16 protein-coding genes are annotated in these 17,503 nt (G+C 44.3%); 3 read left to right on the top strand and 13 right to left on the bottom strand.

Annotated elements, in window-relative coordinates:
• Positions 1-119: 119 nt before the first annotated feature.
• On the top strand, positions 120-2,465 hold the full coding sequence (locus AACQ42_RS02790; RefSeq protein ID WP_094165968.1) for a PilZ domain-containing protein: 2,346 nt from the start codon (positions 120-122) through the stop codon (positions 2,463-2,465).
• Positions 2,466-2,535: 70 nt separating this feature from the next.
• Here the strand turns inward: AACQ42_RS02790 and serB are convergent, their stop codons facing one another.
• Positions 2,536-3,516, bottom strand: a complete 981-nt coding sequence (serB, locus tag AACQ42_RS02795) for a phosphoserine phosphatase (protein ID WP_026027962.1) — start codon at positions 3,514-3,516, stop codon at positions 2,536-2,538.
• A 187-nt stretch (positions 3,517-3,703) separates the two neighbouring features.
• On the opposite strand from serB, the gene AACQ42_RS02800 reads away from it, so the two are divergent.
• On the top strand, positions 3,704-4,321 hold the full coding sequence (locus AACQ42_RS02800; RefSeq protein WP_026027378.1) for a YtjB family periplasmic protein: 618 nt from the start codon (positions 3,704-3,706) through the stop codon (positions 4,319-4,321).
• Between the two features lie 58 nt (positions 4,322-4,379).
• Here AACQ42_RS02800 and deoD read toward each other — a convergent pair whose 3' ends face one another.
• The 9 genes from deoD to AACQ42_RS02845 all read right to left on the bottom strand — a co-directional run bounded on the left by deoD (position 4,380) and on the right by AACQ42_RS02845 (position 14,008).
• Positions 4,380-5,099 carry a purine-nucleoside phosphorylase gene (deoD, locus tag AACQ42_RS02805; protein ID WP_013856127.1) on the bottom strand — a complete coding sequence of 240 codons (720 nt, stop codon included), beginning with the start codon at positions 5,097-5,099 and terminating at the stop codon, positions 4,380-4,382.
• A 79-nt stretch (positions 5,100-5,178) separates the two neighbouring features.
• Positions 5,179-6,402 (bottom strand): phosphopentomutase, encoded by a 1,224-nt coding sequence (locus AACQ42_RS02810; protein ID WP_094165969.1) that lies wholly within the window; start codon positions 6,400-6,402, stop codon positions 5,179-5,181.
• 21 nt (positions 6,403-6,423) lie between these two features.
• The gene (deoA, locus tag AACQ42_RS02815) at positions 6,424-7,785 is read right to left on the bottom strand and encodes a thymidine phosphorylase (protein WP_017043061.1); all 1,362 of its coding nucleotides are present in this window, start codon (positions 7,783-7,785) and stop codon (positions 6,424-6,426) included.
• 95 nt (positions 7,786-7,880) lie between these two features.
• A complete protein-coding gene (gene deoC / locus AACQ42_RS02820; RefSeq protein ID WP_013856124.1) occupies positions 7,881-8,657 on the bottom strand; it encodes a deoxyribose-phosphate aldolase in 777 nt (258 codons plus the stop codon).
• Between the two features lie 646 nt (positions 8,658-9,303).
• Entirely contained in the window at positions 9,304-10,563 is a 1,260-nt protein-coding gene (locus tag AACQ42_RS02825) for a NupC/NupG family nucleoside CNT transporter (protein WP_013856123.1), read from the bottom strand.
• Between the two features lie 208 nt (positions 10,564-10,771).
• On the bottom strand, positions 10,772-11,560 hold the full coding sequence (locus AACQ42_RS02830) for a TatD family hydrolase (RefSeq protein WP_094165970.1): 789 nt from the start codon (positions 11,558-11,560) through the stop codon (positions 10,772-10,774).
• The gene (locus AACQ42_RS02835) at positions 11,547-11,684 is read right to left on the bottom strand and encodes a DUF5363 family protein (RefSeq protein ID WP_013856121.1); all 138 of its coding nucleotides are present in this window, start codon (positions 11,682-11,684) and stop codon (positions 11,547-11,549) included. The genes AACQ42_RS02830 and AACQ42_RS02835 overlap by 14 nt, the downstream gene beginning before the upstream one ends.
• Positions 11,685-11,700: 16 nt before the next feature.
• Entirely contained in the window at positions 11,701-12,474 is a 774-nt protein-coding gene (gene yaaA / locus AACQ42_RS02840; RefSeq protein ID WP_026027382.1) for a peroxide stress protein YaaA, read from the bottom strand.
• Between the two features lie 109 nt (positions 12,475-12,583).
• A complete protein-coding gene (locus tag AACQ42_RS02845) occupies positions 12,584-14,008 on the bottom strand; it encodes an alanine/glycine:cation symporter family protein (protein WP_094165971.1) in 1,425 nt (474 codons plus the stop codon).
• Between the two features lie 710 nt (positions 14,009-14,718).
• On the opposite strand from AACQ42_RS02845, the gene AACQ42_RS02850 reads away from it, so the two are divergent.
• Entirely contained in the window at positions 14,719-14,898 is a 180-nt protein-coding gene (locus AACQ42_RS02850; RefSeq protein WP_010318284.1) for a DUF3545 family protein, read from the top strand.
• A gap of 50 nt (positions 14,899-14,948) precedes the next feature.
• On the opposite strand, the gene AACQ42_RS02855 is transcribed toward AACQ42_RS02850, so the two are convergent.
• The 3 genes from AACQ42_RS02855 to nfo all read right to left on the bottom strand — a co-directional run bounded on the left by AACQ42_RS02855 (position 14,949) and on the right by nfo (position 17,457).
• Positions 14,949-15,500 carry a hemerythrin domain-containing protein gene (locus tag AACQ42_RS02855; protein ID WP_094165972.1) on the bottom strand — a complete coding sequence of 184 codons (552 nt, stop codon included), beginning with the start codon at positions 15,498-15,500 and terminating at the stop codon, positions 14,949-14,951.
• A gap of 87 nt (positions 15,501-15,587) precedes the next feature.
• Positions 15,588-16,268: a uracil-DNA glycosylase gene (gene ung / locus AACQ42_RS02860; protein WP_026027958.1), complete on the bottom strand. Its 681-nt coding sequence runs from the start codon at positions 16,266-16,268 to the stop codon at positions 15,588-15,590.
• Between the two features lie 271 nt (positions 16,269-16,539).
• Positions 16,540-17,457, bottom strand: coding sequence for a deoxyribonuclease IV (nfo, locus tag AACQ42_RS02865; RefSeq protein ID WP_094165973.1), 918 nt, complete (start codon positions 17,455-17,457; stop codon positions 16,540-16,542).
• Positions 17,458-17,503: the final 46 nt, after the last annotated feature.

Genomic DNA, 17,503 nt, shown 5'->3' on the forward strand with positions numbered 1-17,503 from the left:
TCATGAAGTGATATAGGTTGATTTACGTTTAAATAAAGGTTGAACCTTCGCAACAGATAACTAAAGATTATGATAACGATGCCGATTAATCTTTAAGACGGACACTCTAACAGAAAAGTATGCAGCAATCTGAAATTCTATCAATCGCAGAGCGTTTGATCCCAGCTTACCGTTTACCTGATTTTGAATACCTTCTTTCACAAATGACAGAAGATGAATCACCGTCGGCAAAATTACTGGTCAAAATGGAGCTCAATCGCATCATGGCTCCTTGTGTTAAAAGTATTGACTTGCGAGGTCGGGTACAAGGGGAATGCCGAGAATATGAATTAGATGGCCGCAAACATTGGTTCGACGATGTGGCCTTTAACGCGTATCACAAAGGGGTCAAAAAATTTGGTGCGTACACGGAAGGTGTATGGGAAGCATTAAACAATACGCCAAACAACTTCCGTGTGATGCAACAACGTGGTGCCCAAAACCCACAAAAAGACGGTGGTGGCAGTACGTTTTTTGAGGCTGAGCCAATTAAGCTTGGTTATGATCTCAAGCGTCAAGAAAATCGCTTAAAAGTCACCTCACAAGTTGAGATTCACCTACCTAGTAAACAGCTGGTCAATGGCCTCAGTGTTGATCTATCCGTTTCGGGTGCAAAATTTAAAGTTCCCGCCGCTTTTAACTACAAGCTCGGTGAGGTGATCAAAGTCTATTTTTCCGAACTCAACAAAACGTCAGAAGTGGTTGGACTGCACCACGCCATTGAATATCGTATTTTAGGTATTGATGAGTCTTACGATAACGATGCCGTGAAATTTCTGCGTACACTAAAACTTTCCGACACTAACATCATCGAAAAAGTGATTACTGAATCGCTGCAAAATAACACTCAAAAAGCGCGCCACGATAACCAAGATAAACTAATCCGAGCTCGAACCCGTGGTTACGAGCACACCTATTTAAAACACACCTGTAACTTACCAGTGTTTTTTAGTGGCAGTGAATTGAAGTTGGTGCTGCTGACTGAAAATAACCAACCGATCTGGCAATACTGGCACGACGAGCGTAATCAACAAGCACTCGGTTCGTTATTCAATAAAGAGCGGATGGAACAGTTAACCAAGCCGGGGATGCGAGGTAGCAATAATGTGCTTTATGCTTTTAAGCATGAACATCAGGAAAAAACGCTCTTTTTTTCAATGATGATGCCCGAGGCCAACCGTGAACAAAGAAAAATGTTTTGGCATGTTGGCGCTCGTCGACAAAGTTGGAAAGCGTTTCGCTTATTTGTCTTTGAACTCTCGGATGAAGAGCGTCAAGAACTTGCGGTTCATGCCCATGAATTGTCAGATCGCTCAAGCCACTTAACGCACTGTGGCGTTTTACAAGAAATTGGTGATGAGGATTCGGCAAAAGATTACCTATTGACTGACAAACCCAATTTACCCAATAGCGAACTCAATAAATTTCGTCATCCAAGGCAGATCATTGGCCAACCTACAGGCATTTATTTTGATGCTCGCTCGCGTAGAAAAGAGCCTCGTTACCAATTCAAGACACCGCTGACTATCACTTCAGGATCTGGGGTAAATGCAACTGGCCACACGATTGATTTATCCAAACGTGGTTTAAGTATTATTGTGGATACACCACTGCCCGTGAAAGCAGGCGATAACGTCACCATCAATTACCACGAATTACAGCTTTACGACAAAAAGCTGCCACTGCATAGCCTTCCCTATAATGTCATTCGAATTGGGCCCGAAGGTCGGCGTCTACAATTGGTGATAGAAGAAAATATACATACCATCAAAACAATCGCTTTTTTCAATAGCATTATTGAAAACAATCAAGATAAGTTGTTACAGAAAGAAGAAGTACTACCAAGTCATAACTTGCTGGAAGGGTTGCACAACATTTTGCTTGATAAGATGATAAGTTCGCCGATTTTCGTTGATAAACACGGTGCAAATTTACGCCCTAAAGTGATTGGCGTGAATTATCCCTTGCCGCCTCATCTTGTGTTACTGGCTAAATTAGGCCAAGAAAATCGCATCACGTTAGAGCCAATATTCAAAGGTCACACCAATACGCTACTGGCTAAACCGATGCGGCGCATTGAAGGTGCGCTACCGCAATATCACGACGTTTATATTGCGGCAATCAAATTTGGCACGCGTATTCAATCAATCCAATCGAAATTATTAAGTGATTTTGAAAACACTAAAGAGCGTATTGATTTCATTCAAAAAGCGCAGCACATGGGTGAAATTTACATCTTGAGGATTTGCAGTGCACCCGTCTTTGACCCAATCACTACGCTGCTGCGCAGTGATCTCAATGAGTTGGCACAAATTAGTCTTCATCACGCTCGTACGCTAGAAAAAGAGATCACCTCAATCATTGGTTATGGAGAGGTGATCGATATTACAGAAGAAGTATTGATCCGCTTAGAGCTGACCTTGTAAAAGCGACTGACTTTTGTAAAAGAGAGAGTGGGCATCGCTCACTCTCTTATCTCTTGCTGTTGAGCTTTACTTAAGGCTTCACTTTCCAACTGAGTTTTTGCTGCTTCACCAATGAGGCAGAGAGAATACAGAGCACGCCACCAAGGCCTGCAAAACGGACCGCCGCTTGTGCTTTTTCTTCAACTTTAGGTTTAGCATGATAAGCAACGCCTAACCCCGCAGCAGCCATCATAACTAAATCATTCGCCCCATCGCCAACCGCGACAGTATTGTGCAATTCAATCTCATAACGTTGTGCTAACTCAACCAAAATATCGGCTTTGGTTTGTGCCGAAACGACATCACCTAGTACTTGACCAGTAAGCTTGCCATCAACAATTTCCAACGTATTGGATTGCGCATGATCAAGTTGCAGTTCGCTTTTTAAATAATCTGAAAAATAGGTAAAGCCACCGGATGCAATCGCCGTTTTCCACCCCAATGCATGCAGTGTCGCCACCAGTTCACGTAAATCGGGCATCATGGGTAATGTAGAGCGAACCGCTTCAAGAATCGACTCATCGGCACCAGCAAGTTTGCCAACCCGCTGACGCAAGCTTTGCTCAAAATCCAATTCACCTTGCATCGCTCGCTCAGTGACTTCGGCTACCTCCTCTCCGACACCCGCTAACTTAGCTATCTCATCAATGCATTCAATTTGAATCGCCGTGGAATCCATATCCATCACAATCAAACCCGGTTTAGAAAGGTCTGGTACTTCACACAAACGGGCATAATCAATTTCGAGCCCTTGTAAAATTTTCTCGTGCTCTGTCGTCAGCTCACCTGACATCAACGCCACTTCATAATGCCCCACTTTCCACATATCGAGGACAGCGTTGTAGTAACCGGTAAAAAAGTCAATATCATCAAAATGTTGAGTGGAGAGATAAGGTGCAAAAACAATCCAACTTGCTTTTGCTTTATCAAATTGTGAAGAGAAACGAGTTTCAGGCAAGCGGTTGAGCAGCGTTGTGTGCCTTTTGATCGGCAATGTTTTGAGGGCATCCATGTTTATCATTCCTTAATCAATCCTTTTCCTTCAGCCTGCTTAAACGCACCACAAGCAAAAAGGGATCAACTCGATTCAATGCTCGAGTATCAATAAATGAGTGTATGCCCCTGACGTTACCCTATTGCAATTTAAAAACGCAAGTCTCAATATGAGTAAAGTTTTTATTTATCCAATCAGGTGGGTTATGGACGGCTCTTTATTTTCATTTCGCGTCGCAATTCGTGTGCTTACCGTCATTTTATTAGCAGGCATGTTCTTCTTTACCGTAAAAAACAGCGTTGTGATCAGTAAAGGTAACGAACGAATTCAGGCCAACCAACTAGAAACATTAACTAAGGTTTTGATTTCACAGGCATCATTATCTGCGGGCAGCATGATATCAGAGCAAGATCAAGAGCGCCTGCTAGCCCTTACCAACCAGTTAGCTCAAGACAAACTGGTGTTTGATGCTACCATTTATGATTCCGAAGGAGTCAAATTAGCCGCCAGCGATAACGCGTTAAGCGTACGCGAAGTATTAGGATTGGATACACCACTGCGCACGGCCAGCATTGGCCGTCAGCAACTGGTTGAGCCTGTCTATCATGAAAGCAGTATTATTGGTTTTATCCGCATTACTTTTGAAACTGGCCGCGTCACGGCGATTTCAGATCACCACTATCGTAAAAGTGATCGCTACATGTATCTCATGCTGTTGACCAGCTTTGTCAGCGGTGTATTGCTCACACTGCTACTACTGCGTCGAAAACCGAAGAGTGGTGGTGAGAACCTGCTGCTACAGAATGTGGATGATATGACTTAGCAGGCTTTGTAAATAAAAAAACCTCAGTTGCGACACTGAGGTTTTTTATAAAAGAATATTATTGAGCGTCGCCAATCAATACTGAATCTAACGCAATTTCAATCATTTCATTGAAAGTGTTTTGACGCTCTTCTGAAGTCGTTTGCTCGCCAGTTTTGATGTGATCAGAGACAGTGCAAATCGTCAGTGCTTTTGCGCCATATTCCGCCGCTACGCCGTAGATTCCTGCCGCTTCCATTTCTACACCAACAATGCCGTATTTATCCATAACATCGAACATCTCTGGATCTGGCGTGTAGAAAAGCTCTGCGGAGAACAAGTTACCCACTTTCACGTTAATACCACGCGCCGTAGCCGCTTCTTCTGCGGCTTTAACCATTTTGTAATCGGCAATCGCAGCAAAGTCGTGGTCTTTAAAACGGATACGGTTAACTTTGGAATCGGTACAAGCACCCATACCAATCACAACATCACGCACTTTGATATCGTCGCTGACCGCACCACAGCTTCCGACACGGATCACTTTTTTCACGCCAAAATCTTTGATAAGTTCCGTCACGTAAATTGAGCATGAAGGGATCCCCATGCCATGGCCCATTACCGAAATTTTACGACCTTTGTACGTGCCTGTATAACCAAACATGTTACGGACATCACACACTTGAACCACATCATCAAGGAAAGTTTCTGCGATGTATTTTGCGCGAAGTGGGTCACCCGGCATTAAAACGACGTCTGCAAATGCACCCATTTCAGCATTAATATGTGGAGTTGCCATTAAAAGTATCCTTTATCTAAATTGACCAAAGAATAGAGAGTGATCTCTCTATTCATCCTCAAAAAATGAATCGCTACGCTTACTGTAAGAAATTGGTGCCGTAATCCATCGCAGACGTACCGAAATAGTGCGCCAGTGACTGACCAATATCAGCAAACGTCTCACGGCGGCCCAATGAACCGGGGGCCACTTTATGCCCATAAATCAAGACTGGAATGTGCTCGCGCGTATGATCCGTACCCGGCCAAGTTGGATCGCAACCATGGTCCGCTGTAAGAATAAGTACATCGTCCTCTTCCATTAACTCAAGCACTTGTGGCAGACGCTTGTCAAAGTACTCCAGTGCCGCAGCGTAGCCCGCAACATCACGGCGATGACCATAAGCGGAATCAAAATCAACGAAGTTAGTGAAGACGATGGTGTTATCTTTCGCTTGTTTGATTTGTTCTAGTGTTGCATCAAATAAAGCCGGGATGCCTGTCGCTTTGACTTTATAAGTGATGCCGCAGTAGGCGTAAATATCGGCAATTTTACCAATAGAAACCACGTTACCTTGCTTCTCATCAACCAACTTTTGCAGCACGGTCGCCGCTGGCGGCTCAACAGATAAATCACGACGGTTGCCAGTACGAGCAAATTCTCCCGCTTTCGGGCCAATGAACGGGCGCGCAATCACGCGGCCAATGTTGTAATCTGCTAATTCTTCACGTGCGATCTGGCAAAGTTCTAACAAACGGTCAAGACCGAACGTCTCTTCGTGACAAGCAATTTGGAACACTGAGTCAGCTGAGGTATAGAAAATCGGTTTACCCGTTTTCATGTGCTCTTCACCCAAATCATCTAAAACCTGAGTGCCTGATGCATGGCAGTTACCAAGAAAACCATCCAAACCTGCGCGTTCAATAATGCGATCTGTCAGCTCTTTCGGGAAACTATTTTGCTTATCGCTGAAATAACCCCATTCAAACAGCACAGGAACACCAGCAATTTCCCAGTGACCCGAAGGAGTATCTTTACCTGATGAAAGCTCAGCGGCGTGGCCGTACGCACCGATAATATCAGCGTTGGCATCAAGCCCCGGAGCAAAACGCCCCGTTGACTCTTTATGCGCCATGGCGAGCCCCAGTTTCGATAAGTTTGGCAGCGTCAATGGTCCCTGGCGATCCGCATTATTCGCTTCGCCTTTAGCACATTGGTCTGCGATGTGGCCCAAAGTGTCAGCGCCAACATCACCAAATTGTGGTGCATCAGCGGTTTCGCCGATACCAAATGAATCTAATACTAAAATAAATGCTCTTTTCATTGCTCTCTCCAACCGATATTTTTATACGTCTTCTGCGCGAATTTGGCCGTAGACATCGGGTGTTGGTGTGTATTCTCCGCCAATTTGAATGGCGCTTTGTAATGCTTTGGCCGCTTGTTGCCATTGCGCTTCATTACGCGCATGGATCACCGCCAACGGCTTGCTGCTATCGGCAACGTCACCTAGGCGAATAAATTGGTCAAACCCAACCGCGTAATCAATAGTGTCAGTTGCGACGCGGCGTCCACCGCCCATCTCCACCACGGCCATGCCAATCGCGCGAGTATCCATTGCCGATACGACGCCACTTTCTAGAGCGTAAACGGGCTTAACCAGCTCGGTTTTTTCAAGATAGTGATCGTAATTTTCAACAAAATCAGCGGGGCCGCCTAAGCCTTTGACCATTTTGCCAAAGCATTCAGCCGCTTTTCCGTTATTAAGAACGGACATCAGTTTCGCACGAGCATCATTGCTGTCTTTTGCTAAATTGCCTAACAACAACATCTCAACGCAAGAGGCCAAGGTAATTTCCAGTAAACGAGGGTTGCGATATTCACCAGTTAAAAAGCGTACCGCTTCACGCACTTCAAGGGCATTACCTGCCGAAGAGGCCAGCACTTGGTTCATATCCGTCAAAATAGCCGTGGTTTTCGTACCTGCGCCGTTAGCCACTGCGACGATAGATTTAGCCAACTCTTCAGAAGCTTCGTAAGTCGGCATAAATGCGCCAGAACCGACTTTGACATCCATTACCAAGGAATCTAACCCAGCGGCTAATTTTTTAGAAAGAATCGAGGCGGTGATGAGTGAAATATTGTCGACCGTTGCGGTAATGTCACGTGTGGCGTATACGCGTTTATCCGCTGGCGCGAGATCACCTGTTTGGCCGATGATAGCAACGCCCGCTTCTTTGGTTACTTGACCAAATACGTCATTACTTGGCGTGATGTTATAACCAGGAATCGACTCCAATTTATCCAGCGTGCCGCCCGTATGACCAAGGCCACGCCCTGAAATCATAGGAACAAAACCGCCGCAGGCTGCGACCATGGGGCCAAGCATCAGCGAAGTAACATCGCCTACGCCGCCAGTTGAGTGTTTATCAACGATAGGACCACCGAAGTTCATCGCATCCCAGTTGATCACCATTCCAGAATCACGCATGGCGCACGTCAGTGCAATGCGCTCTGGCATAGTCATTTCATTGAAGAAAATCGTCATGGCAAAGGCCGCAATTTGGCCTTCAGAGACGGTATTATTCGCTACACCTTGAATAAAAAAGTTAATTTCTTCGGTGGTGAGGATCTCGCCGTCACGCTTTTTGCGAATGATTTCTTGAGGTAAAAAAGTTTGAGTTGAATACATTAGTTGCCTCCCAAGCATGATGCTTTGGTCAGTAAGGTAAAGAGGTAATCGGGAGCTGATGGCTCAGCTCCACGAGTCAGACTTATTATTATCAGTCCTACTTCAGCGCATAATTAATACGCAGCTGGATCGGCTTTTTGGTCTGTTACTTCTAATGTATTCAAAAGATTGGTTAGTAGGCTTGAAGCCCCAAAACGGTAGTGCATGCTGTCGGCCCAATCTGCGCCAAGTAGCTCATCAGCCATCGCGAGATACAATGCAGCATCTTGCGCTGTGCGTACACCGCCCGCAGGTTTAAAACCTACAGTTTTGGCAACGCCCATATCGCGAATCACTTCTAGCATCATGCGTGCGTATTCTGGTGTTGCATTCACAGGGACTTTGCCCGTTGAGGTTTTGATGAAATCAGCGCCCGCTTCAATACAGATTTGAGACGCTTTCTTGATTAATGCTTCTTCTTTTAGCTCACCTGTTTCGATGATCACTTTAAGCAGAATGTCACCACACGCGGCTTTACATTGCTTAACAAGATCAAAACCGACTTGCTCATTACCGGCGATTAATGCGCGGTAAGGGAACACAACGTCGACTTCATCAGCACCGTACGCAACAGCGGCTTTAGTTTCCGCAACGGCAATCTCAATATCATCATTACCGTGTGGGAAGTTGGTAACGGTTGCGATACGAATCTCTGGCGTGCCTTGCTCACGAAGTGTCTTCTTCGCAATAGGAATAAAGCGAGGGTAAATACAAATTGCAGCGGTATTACCTACAGCCGTTTTGGCATCATGACAAAGGGCAATCACTTTCGCATCCGTGTCATCATCGTTTAGCGTAGTCAAATCCATCAATTTCAGTGCACGTAGTGCGGCTGCTTTTAAATCGCTCATTTCTATCTCCGATCAATATATTCAAATAGTTCACTAGTAAACCACGCTCAGTGTTGAGAGCGAGATGGCTTGCTAGCCACAAATGAACGGACTTGGTTCCTTGAAGACTCGAAATGCACTTGCATTTCAATTGCTATCCCTGTCACCGCACAGTGCCAATTTGGCCTATGGCACAACCATGATATGCCACTTATTTGCACTCATCGCCGTGTCTAACGTATATCCGTGTGTAACTTATACCCGTATCTAATTTATATCAAAGCAACACGACATGATAAAACGGGCTGCCTTTGCGTCAAATCATACTCCATGTATTGATTGGCGCTAGCTGATATCTTCACTCTTCTATTGAAAATGAATCCCACTGATACAGTATAGATTTTCACTACAAAACTGTAGCGTCATTCATAGAGCAAACGGTTTGTATCTCAAAAAAGATCAGCGTCAACGATAATCTCGTTTACCGATAAACTCTGATCTATCCATTAAAAGCTAACTTATAAAAGAGAGCTTGAGGTGATACACACTGACCACCCGACTAAAGAGTGAATCAAAGTATTCCTTTCGCCAAAACAAAAAAGCCCCGCAGCAATCTCTTGCTACGGGGCGATGTTAAACGGCGTCTATATTTCTTTCTCTTATTTAATTAGAAAGAAAGGAAGAAGCCAGCAATGGTTGCTGCCATTAAGTTAGACAGTGTACCAGCACAAACGGCTTTTACACCCATCTTCGCGATATCGTGACGACGGTTAGGAGCAAGACCACCTAAACCACCGAGTAGAATCGCAACAGAAGAAAGGTTGGCGAAGCCACACAGTGCAAATGAGATGATAGCTTGAGTTTTCTCAGACATCACCGCACCAGTAGCAGCAACGATCTGTGCGTTCTCACCCACGTAAGGTACGAAGTTTAGATAAGCAACAAATTCGTTTACAACCAGTTTTTGACCGATGAAAGAGCCCGCGAGCGTTGCTTCTTCCCATGGCACACCAATCAGGAATGCTAATGGAGAGAAAAGCCAACCAAGCAGTAGTTCTAGAGTCAGTTCAGGCATACCGAACCAACCACCCACACCACCAAGCATACCGTTAACTAACGCGATTAGACCAACGAAGGCAAGTAGCATTGCACCTACGTTCAGCGCAAGTTGCAGACCAACAGAAGCACCACCAGCAGCAGCATCGATTACGTTGGCAGGTTTATCATTGCCATCCATATCGCTACCCAGTTCTTCATCTGGAGTATCGGTTTCTGGTTTGATGATTTTTGCAAACAGCAGACCACCCGGTGCTGCCATGAAAGAGGCTGCAACAAGGTACTCTAGCGGTACACCCATCGATGCGTAACCAGCAAGTACACCACCCGCAACTGAAGCCAAACCACCACACATTACTGCAAACAGCTCAGATTGAGTCATTTTAGGTACAAACGGACGAACCACGAGTGGCGCTTCTGTTTGACCTACGAAAATGTTGGCTGCAGCAGACATCGATTCTGCACGAGAGGTACCGAGTGCTTTTTGTAAACCACCACCTAGAATCTTAATTACCCATTGCATAACGCCAATGTAGTAAAGCACAGAGATAAGTGCCGAGAAGAAGATTAGAGTAGGTAGAACTTGGAAAGCAAAGATGAAGCCAATACCGTCAACTGAAAAGTTAACTAGGCTGCCGAATAGAAAACCAGTACCGTCTTTACCGAAGTCGATGACGTTTTGAACACCCGCAGAGAAACCTGCAAGGAGATCACGACCCCATGGTACGTAAAGAACGAAACCACCGATAATAAATTGGATAGCAAAAGCGCCACCCACTGTTCTTAGATTGATAGCTTTGCGGTTATCAGACAGTAGAACTGCAAGTCCTAGCAGAACTGCCATACCGACTAGGCTCATAAACAGGCTCATAGTTTATGATTTCCTTATTAGGTTATTGTTGGCGTGTTATAAAATGGAGCTCATGAAGCGGGGTGATTATACTCATCACCACTAAGATAAAGTAATGCCAGCCTCACACTTTCTTATAAGATTCACTGCCCATTCACTCATTTATGTGAGCACGTTCAATATTTACTGATACTAGAATCATTAAACCTACATTTCATTTCGAATTTATTCACACCGGAAAGAACAGAGAATGGCTGTTTTTCCACAAAACATCAGCAACCGTTTGCTCTGATTGGTTCTTCAGCAACGCAAGCGTTTGCAGGATAATCGGCAGTTTTTGTGGGTGATTCGCTTGCCCTTGAAAACCATTGAGTGGCATATCAGGAGCATCCGTTTCTAGCACTAAACTTTCGATGGGGAGTGCCGCAATAGTAAGACGGGTTTTGTTGGCTCTTGGATAGGTAATAACACCACCCACGCCAATCTTAAAACCCAGTTCAATAAACTGGTTTGCCTGTTGAACGCTACCAGAAAAAGCATGCAGCACTCCACCTTGGTTAAATTGATGCTTTTTTAACAGTTGTATTAGGCGGTTGTGCGCTTTACGGCTGTGTAATATCAATGGAAGTCTGACTCGTTTCGCAAGCTCTAGTTGCATTTCAAACATTGTTTCTTGCAAAGCGGAAGCAATATCAGTCGCAAAATCTAAGCCACACTCCCCCAGAGCCACGCATTGGGCTGGTTTTTGAAGTAGCTTTTGCTCAAGCTCGTCGATATCCGCAGGAGAAGAGGTTGATAAAAAACAGGGATGGAACCCGAGAGCAAAATAGAGTTCAGGATAACCGTTAGCAAGCTCGGCCACTCGTTGCCAGTTACTTGGACCAACGGCGGGAATCACTATTTTCTCAACCCCCTGCTGGCGAGCTAAATGTAAATGGTGTTCAAACTCACGCTCAAAGATAGAAAAATCGAGATGGCAATGCGTATCAAATAAACGCAGCTTCTTATTCTCGCTCACGTTCTTTACTCTGAACAGGATCTTGACGATAAGGAACACAGCTACGTTTTTTATCTGGTGTTAAACCCATGTTCTCACACCAGCGATCATAACGCGCAACCTGCTTTTTCAACCACTGCCACATAACCGCCTCTCTTACATCACTGCTCTTCGCGTTTAAAGACCAACTCAGTTGCTGATGACTCCTGTTCTACAAAATAGTAGCCAGCACTGTCAAACTGAGCCAATTGCTCTACAGAAGAGATTTGTTTATCGATAATGTAGCGCGCCATCATGCCACGAGCCTTCTTAGCATAGAAGCTAATGACTTTGTATTGCCCTTTCTTACAATCCTTAAATACCGGAGTAATGATGCTCCCCTTAAGCTTTTTCGGATTAACCGCTTTAAAATACTCGTTGGAAGCGAGATTAATCAACACATCATCGCCTTGCTCTTTCAGAGCTTGATTGAGTTTATCGGTAATGATATCCCCCCAAAACTGGTACAGGTTAGTCCCCCTCGGGTTACCCAATCTCGTGCCCATCTCTAAACGGTATGGTTGCATCAGATCCAGTGGTTTCAGTACACCATACAAGCCAGAGAGCATTCTTAAATGCTGTTGTGCATGTTCAAATCCGGCATCCGATAATGTTTCTGCTTCAAATCCTGTATAAACATCCCCTTTAAACGCCAAAATGGCGGGACGTGCATTATCCAACGTGAAGGTTGGGCTCCACTGCGCAAAGCGAGCCACGTTGAGCCCAGCGATTTTATCGCTCACTTTCATCAACGCTGAGATGTCGGCAGGAGTCAATTGACGGCAAACATCGATCAACTGAGCTGAATGGTCAATAAGCTCCGGCTGAGTATATTTGCTTGTCACCAACGGGGATTCGTAATCTAACGTCTTGGCTGGGGAAACAACAATGAGCATGATATTCCTTCCTTTCTATTCTTATTTTATGACTCACAGAGTACAAAAAAAGCCATGCGGTGTCTGCATGGCTTTTTCAATCTATTTAATCGTCAGTAACGATAACAGGCTATTTGTTGTTGTACCAAATGCCATCTTCCAACTGAGATTTTAACTCAGGGTAATCATTAGCATCGAAGGTGGGAACCTTACCTGCGGCTAGCTGACGGTTATAATCTTTCGCAAGCTTAATCACAATGCCAGAGAGCAGAATGATCGCCACTAAGTTAACAATCGCCATTAACCCCATCGAGACATCCGCCATTGCCCATACAGTCGGCAAGGTCGCCAATGAACCAAACATCACCATGGCAAGGAAAATAATACGGAACAACGTTAACCCTTTCTTATTATTGTGCTCTAAGAAAATCAGATTCGTTTCGGCATAAGAGTAGTTGGCAATGATTGAAGTAAAGGCGAAGAAGAAAATTGCAAAAGCAACAAAAATCCCACCCCAACTGCCCACTTGTGAGCTTAATGCGCGCTGAGTCAGCTCGATACCGGTAATTTCACCGTGCGGTACATATTCACCCGACATCAAAATAATGGCGACGGTTGCTGAACAGATCACAATCGTATCAATAAAAACACCCAACATTTGCACGTAACCTTGAGAAGCAGGATGCGGCGGATAAGGCGTTGCAGAAGCCGCTGCATTAGGTGCTGAACCCATACCAGCTTCATTGGAAAACAGACCGCGTTTGATGCCGTTAATCATGGCTTGAGCAATCGCGTAACCTAAACCGCCTGCGGCCGCTTCTTGAAGGCCAAATGCACTTTTGAAAATAAGGCTTAATACGGCTGGTAGCTTTTCTATATTAGTGACCATGACAAACATCGCAATCGCTAAGTAAGCTAATGCCATGAAAGGTACAATCAACTCAGCGGTACGCGCAATTTTACGGATACCACCAAAAATGACGAAAGCCGAAATTGCAACGATGAAGATACCGACATACAGCGGATCAAATCCAAAAGCATTTTTCATAGCTCCTGCAATTGAATTAGCTTGAACGGCATTGAATACTAGGCCAAAAGCAATAATCAGGAAGATGGAAAACAGGACACCCATCCAACGCATACCAAGGCCTTTTTCCATATAGTACGCAGGGCCACCGCGGTAGTTACCATCTTTGTCACGGGTTTTGTATAGCTGAGCCAACGTGCTTTCAGCAAATGAAGTCGCCATACCAAGCATAGCAATCAACCACATCCAGAAAATCGCGCCTGGACCACCCGCCGTTAAAGCAACGGCTACACCGGCCATGTTTCCCGTACCAACTCGCGCAGCAAGGCTAGTACAAAGTGCTTGGAAAGAAGAAATACCGGCTTTATCTGCTTTGCGGCTGTTTTTCAACACACTAAACATGTGGCCGAAATGGCGAAATTGAATGAATCCTAGGCGAACGGTGAAGTACACACCAACACCGACTAAAAGATAAACAAGGATGGATCCCCAAAGTAAATCATTCATTAAATTGATTAAGTCTGTCACAAGAACCTCTCATAGAGTGATAGCGCTGACCTAAGCGAAAAGCTTCACGAAAAAATGCACATGCGGCGAGTCAACGTTCTAACCAGCATGTTTTTATCGATATTATGCAATGCATTTTATTCGTCCAAAAAGTGAGGAGTCTCAACTTTTGAAGGGGCAACGTATTTTTGACGGGCGGATAATGCAACCTGAAAGAACAAAAATCAATATGCAACAAGTTTAGTTAAAATGTTATTTTTCACTATAAAATCACCTTTGATTAACATTTAACAAACCAACGCAGCAACAGATTGGCAACCAAAACAACCCAAACTGGAAACATTGAAAGATAAAAAACAACCATAAAAACCCAGTTGCACTCACTTAATCTCACCCCTTGAGAATAAAGGGCTAATCAGTTTCACCACTAAATCTTGCATAAATTTATGATAATTTTTTATTGAATGGTCATAAAACAACCAACTAGGCAATTGTAAATTTTCAAAACAACATTTATTTAACATTTCAAAATGCAAATAAAATCGTTTGCGTCGCTTAACCGCTCCCTTTTTGTACTAAAGAATCCCACTGAAACTGTGAAATTCTGGTCAAAATCCAATAAAAGGTTCATCAAAAGGAAACAAATGAGAAACAAATCATAGCTAGGCTAGCGAAAACTGTGCTATCTAGAGAGCACGACATGGCGTAATAACAACAACAAGAGGTTGCTTATGGAAAGCTTGCAATTTGACGAAATGTTGGAAATGGAAATCACAAAACTCCGCTCTAGTCGCACTAAACCAGTAAAAAGAATGTGGCGAGAAATTGAAGCGATTCAGGATCAAAAACGGTTACAAAGAGAATTGATGGAGATGGATGTCTGCTTCGAGGCTGATCAAATAAAACTCTGAGTAAAAAGGCACTTCAACAGTGCCTTTTTGTTTAACTGAATCAGCAGAGATTACTGGCACTCTTGTGCGGTTTGCCGAACTCGGTGAGCTAATTGTTGGTACTGCTCCGCAATTGTCTCACCAAATACTGGATCATCTTCGGATTGTTGCCAGCTCGCCTCCACCGCTTGCCAATCAGTCACATTAAAGGTGCGGCTGATCAAGGGTAAAACCGATTGTTCTTCTAACTCCAGATGACGCTTCTGGGAAGAAATAAATGCATCAAGCTGCTCGATGAACACGTGCTGTGGTACAACTGCATCTTGCAAAATCATATCGACAATCTCTAGAAAAGCATGAGTTTTCTCAGAAAGTTCTACATGTTCTCTCGCTAAATTTTGAATATCATTATGTTGACCATAATGATCAATATAATAGTGATAGAGAATATCTTCTTTGGGGTGGTGTACTGACTCTGAATGCGTCGCCAAGTAGTCAATAATCTCTCTCACTAAAGAGTAGTTGATACTTTGTTCATCACTCAATTGCCGTTGTTTATCTCGCAAAATGGCAAGCAAACGCGCCATATACCCGTGTTCTCTACGGATCCTTTCAATCATCATTGTGCTTCTCCATTACACTTATTTTAGATAAGTGTATAAAAGCTTCAGCGTGCTTGTTTTGACCCTGCTCGAAAAAACATCAATTAATCACTTATCCAATACGGGTTGCCAATTCACAGGCGCTTTCCCCTGCTCAATAAGTAATTGATTAGTCTTTGAAAAATGTTTACAGCCCAAAAAGCCTCGATGCGCAGAAAGAGGAGAAGGATGCGGTGCTACTAATACATGATGTTTACTGCGATCAATCATGCTACCTTTCTTCTGCGCGTGTGAACCCCACAACAGGAAGACAACACCTTCACGCTGCTGATTTACCGCCTCAATCACCCGGTCAGTAAAGGTTTCCCAACCAGTATTAGCGTGCGAATGCGCCATACCTTGTTCAACGGTCAATACGGTATTGAGCAATAGCACCCCTTGCTCGGCCCAACTTTTTAGGTAACCGTGCTGAGGAGTAACAAAACCGGGGATATCTTGCACCAGCTCTTTGTAGATATTCACCAGTGAAGGTGGGGTTTTAACGCCGGGTAACACCGAAAAACATAACCCATGAGCTTGATTTGGCCCGTGATAAGGATCTTGCCCTAAAATCACAACCTTAACATCGCCAAATTCGGTAAAACGAAACGCATTAAACACGTCAGCAGCAGGTGGATAAATCACTTTCCCCGCCAGCCTTTCCTTTTCAACAAACGCTATCGTCTGTTGAAAATACTCCTGCTGTTTTTCATGGCCGATAACATCGTGCCAAGTCAATGATTGAGTCATAACAACGCTCTGCAAATTAACTAATTACAGCATTGTAACCATAAAAAGCCACCACTGCATGAGTCAATGTCACAGAGCTTTTGCCAGTTAATGTGATTTTTGTGGCGTTCGAGTATGCCCTTGACCGTTCACATGTCGGTTAGGTATAGGCAATCGGACTGGTGGGCGAGCTATTGATGGTGAACGTGAGATCATATGAAACATAGTGACATCCTCCTTCATTTTGACGCGGCTATGCCTTTGTCTTTATGAAAGAAAGATGCCAACTTATTTAAGATGCTACTGAATCTGCCGATTGTGCGTGTAGATCTCTTAATGTTTGAATTTCTTGGGCCCAGATGTCTGGATCGATTGTCTCTAAAATCAATGGGATACCATCAAACCTTGCATCTTTGGCAATAAATTCAAAGCATGGCCAACCAATTTCGCCTTGCCCTAGAGAATGATGGCGGTCAACACGGCTGGCAAACTTTGCCTTTGAGTCGTTGATGTGCATTGCACGTAAGTAGTGCATTCCCACCACGCTATCAAACTCTGAAAAGGTTGCCTCGCACGCCTCAACTGTGCGCAAATCATAACCTGCAGTAAAAGTATGACACGTGTCAAGGCACACACCTACTCGCGATTTATCCTCAACTTGCTGGATAATTTCGGCTAAATGTTCGAAACGCCAGCCTAGATTCGTCCCCTGCCCTGCGGTGTTTTCAATCACAGCAACGACCTCAGGCACGGCTTGATGTGCAAGGTTTATCGATTCTGCAATCGTCGCAAGACATTCACTTTCTGAGACTTGTTTAAGGTGACTACCCGGATGAAAATTCAGAAGCGTCAGCCCCAGTTGCTGGCAACGTTGCATTTCATCAATAAAAGCTTCGCGTGACTTAGCAAGCTTATCGGCTTCTGGCGCGCCCAGATTAATAAGGTATGAATCATGCGGCAAAATGTGTTCACTTTTAAAACCAAGCATGTGGCAGTTAGCCTTAAAAGCGCGAATGGTTGCCTCTTCGAGCGGTTTAGCAACCCACTGGCGCTGGTTTTTAGTGAATAAAGCAAATGCATTTGCTCCAATTTCTCTCGCTCTCAATGGGGCTTGGTCAACGCCGCCAGAGGCCGATACATGAGCACCAATAAATTTCATTCCACGGCCCTGAATTCTATTTGTCATTAAATCACTTTGTACTTTCAACATTGGACTTCAATTGTCTGATTTTCTGTTACTTAGGTCAAACACGCGC

It is taken from the genome of Vibrio sp. V12_P9A6T4, assembly GCF_963874835.1.
GTDB classification, from domain to species: domain Bacteria; phylum Pseudomonadota; class Gammaproteobacteria; order Enterobacterales; family Vibrionaceae; genus Vibrio; species Vibrio anguillarum.

Bases quoted from the DNA above. Each gene is read 5' to 3' on its own strand.
- AACQ42_RS02790 (WP_094165968.1), top strand. From the start codon at position 120: ATGCAGCAATCTGAAATTCTATCAATCGCAGAGCGTTTGATCCCAGCT.
- serB (WP_026027962.1), bottom strand. From the start codon at position 3,516: ATGGATGCCCTCAAAACATTGCCGATCAAAAGGCACACAACGCTGCTC.
- AACQ42_RS02800 (WP_026027378.1), top strand. From the start codon at position 3,704: ATGGACGGCTCTTTATTTTCATTTCGCGTCGCAATTCGTGTGCTTACC.
- deoD (WP_013856127.1), bottom strand. From the start codon at position 5,099: ATGGCAACTCCACATATTAATGCTGAAATGGGTGCATTTGCAGACGTC.
- AACQ42_RS02810 (WP_094165969.1), bottom strand. From the start codon at position 6,402: ATGAAAAGAGCATTTATTTTAGTATTAGATTCATTTGGTATCGGCGAA.
- deoA (WP_017043061.1), bottom strand. From the start codon at position 7,785: ATGCTTGGGAGGCAACTAATGTATTCAACTCAAACTTTTTTACCTCAA.
- deoC (WP_013856124.1), bottom strand. From the start codon at position 8,657: ATGAGCGATTTAAAAGCAGCCGCACTACGTGCACTGAAATTGATGGAT.
- AACQ42_RS02825 (WP_013856123.1), bottom strand. From the start codon at position 10,563: ATGAGCCTGTTTATGAGCCTAGTCGGTATGGCAGTTCTGCTAGGACTT.
- AACQ42_RS02835 (WP_013856121.1), bottom strand. From the start codon at position 11,684: ATGTGGCAGTGGTTGAAAAAGCAGGTTGCGCGTTATGATCGCTGGTGT.
- yaaA (WP_026027382.1), bottom strand. From the start codon at position 12,474: ATGCTCATTGTTGTTTCCCCAGCCAAGACGTTAGATTACGAATCCCCG.
- AACQ42_RS02850 (WP_010318284.1), top strand. From the start codon at position 14,719: ATGGAAAGCTTGCAATTTGACGAAATGTTGGAAATGGAAATCACAAAA.
- AACQ42_RS02855 (WP_094165972.1), bottom strand. From the start codon at position 15,500: ATGATGATTGAAAGGATCCGTAGAGAACACGGGTATATGGCGCGTTTG.
- ung (WP_026027958.1), bottom strand. From the start codon at position 16,268: ATGACTCAATCATTGACTTGGCACGATGTTATCGGCCATGAAAAACAG.
- nfo (WP_094165973.1), bottom strand. From the start codon at position 17,457: ATGTTGAAAGTACAAAGTGATTTAATGACAAATAGAATTCAGGGCCGT.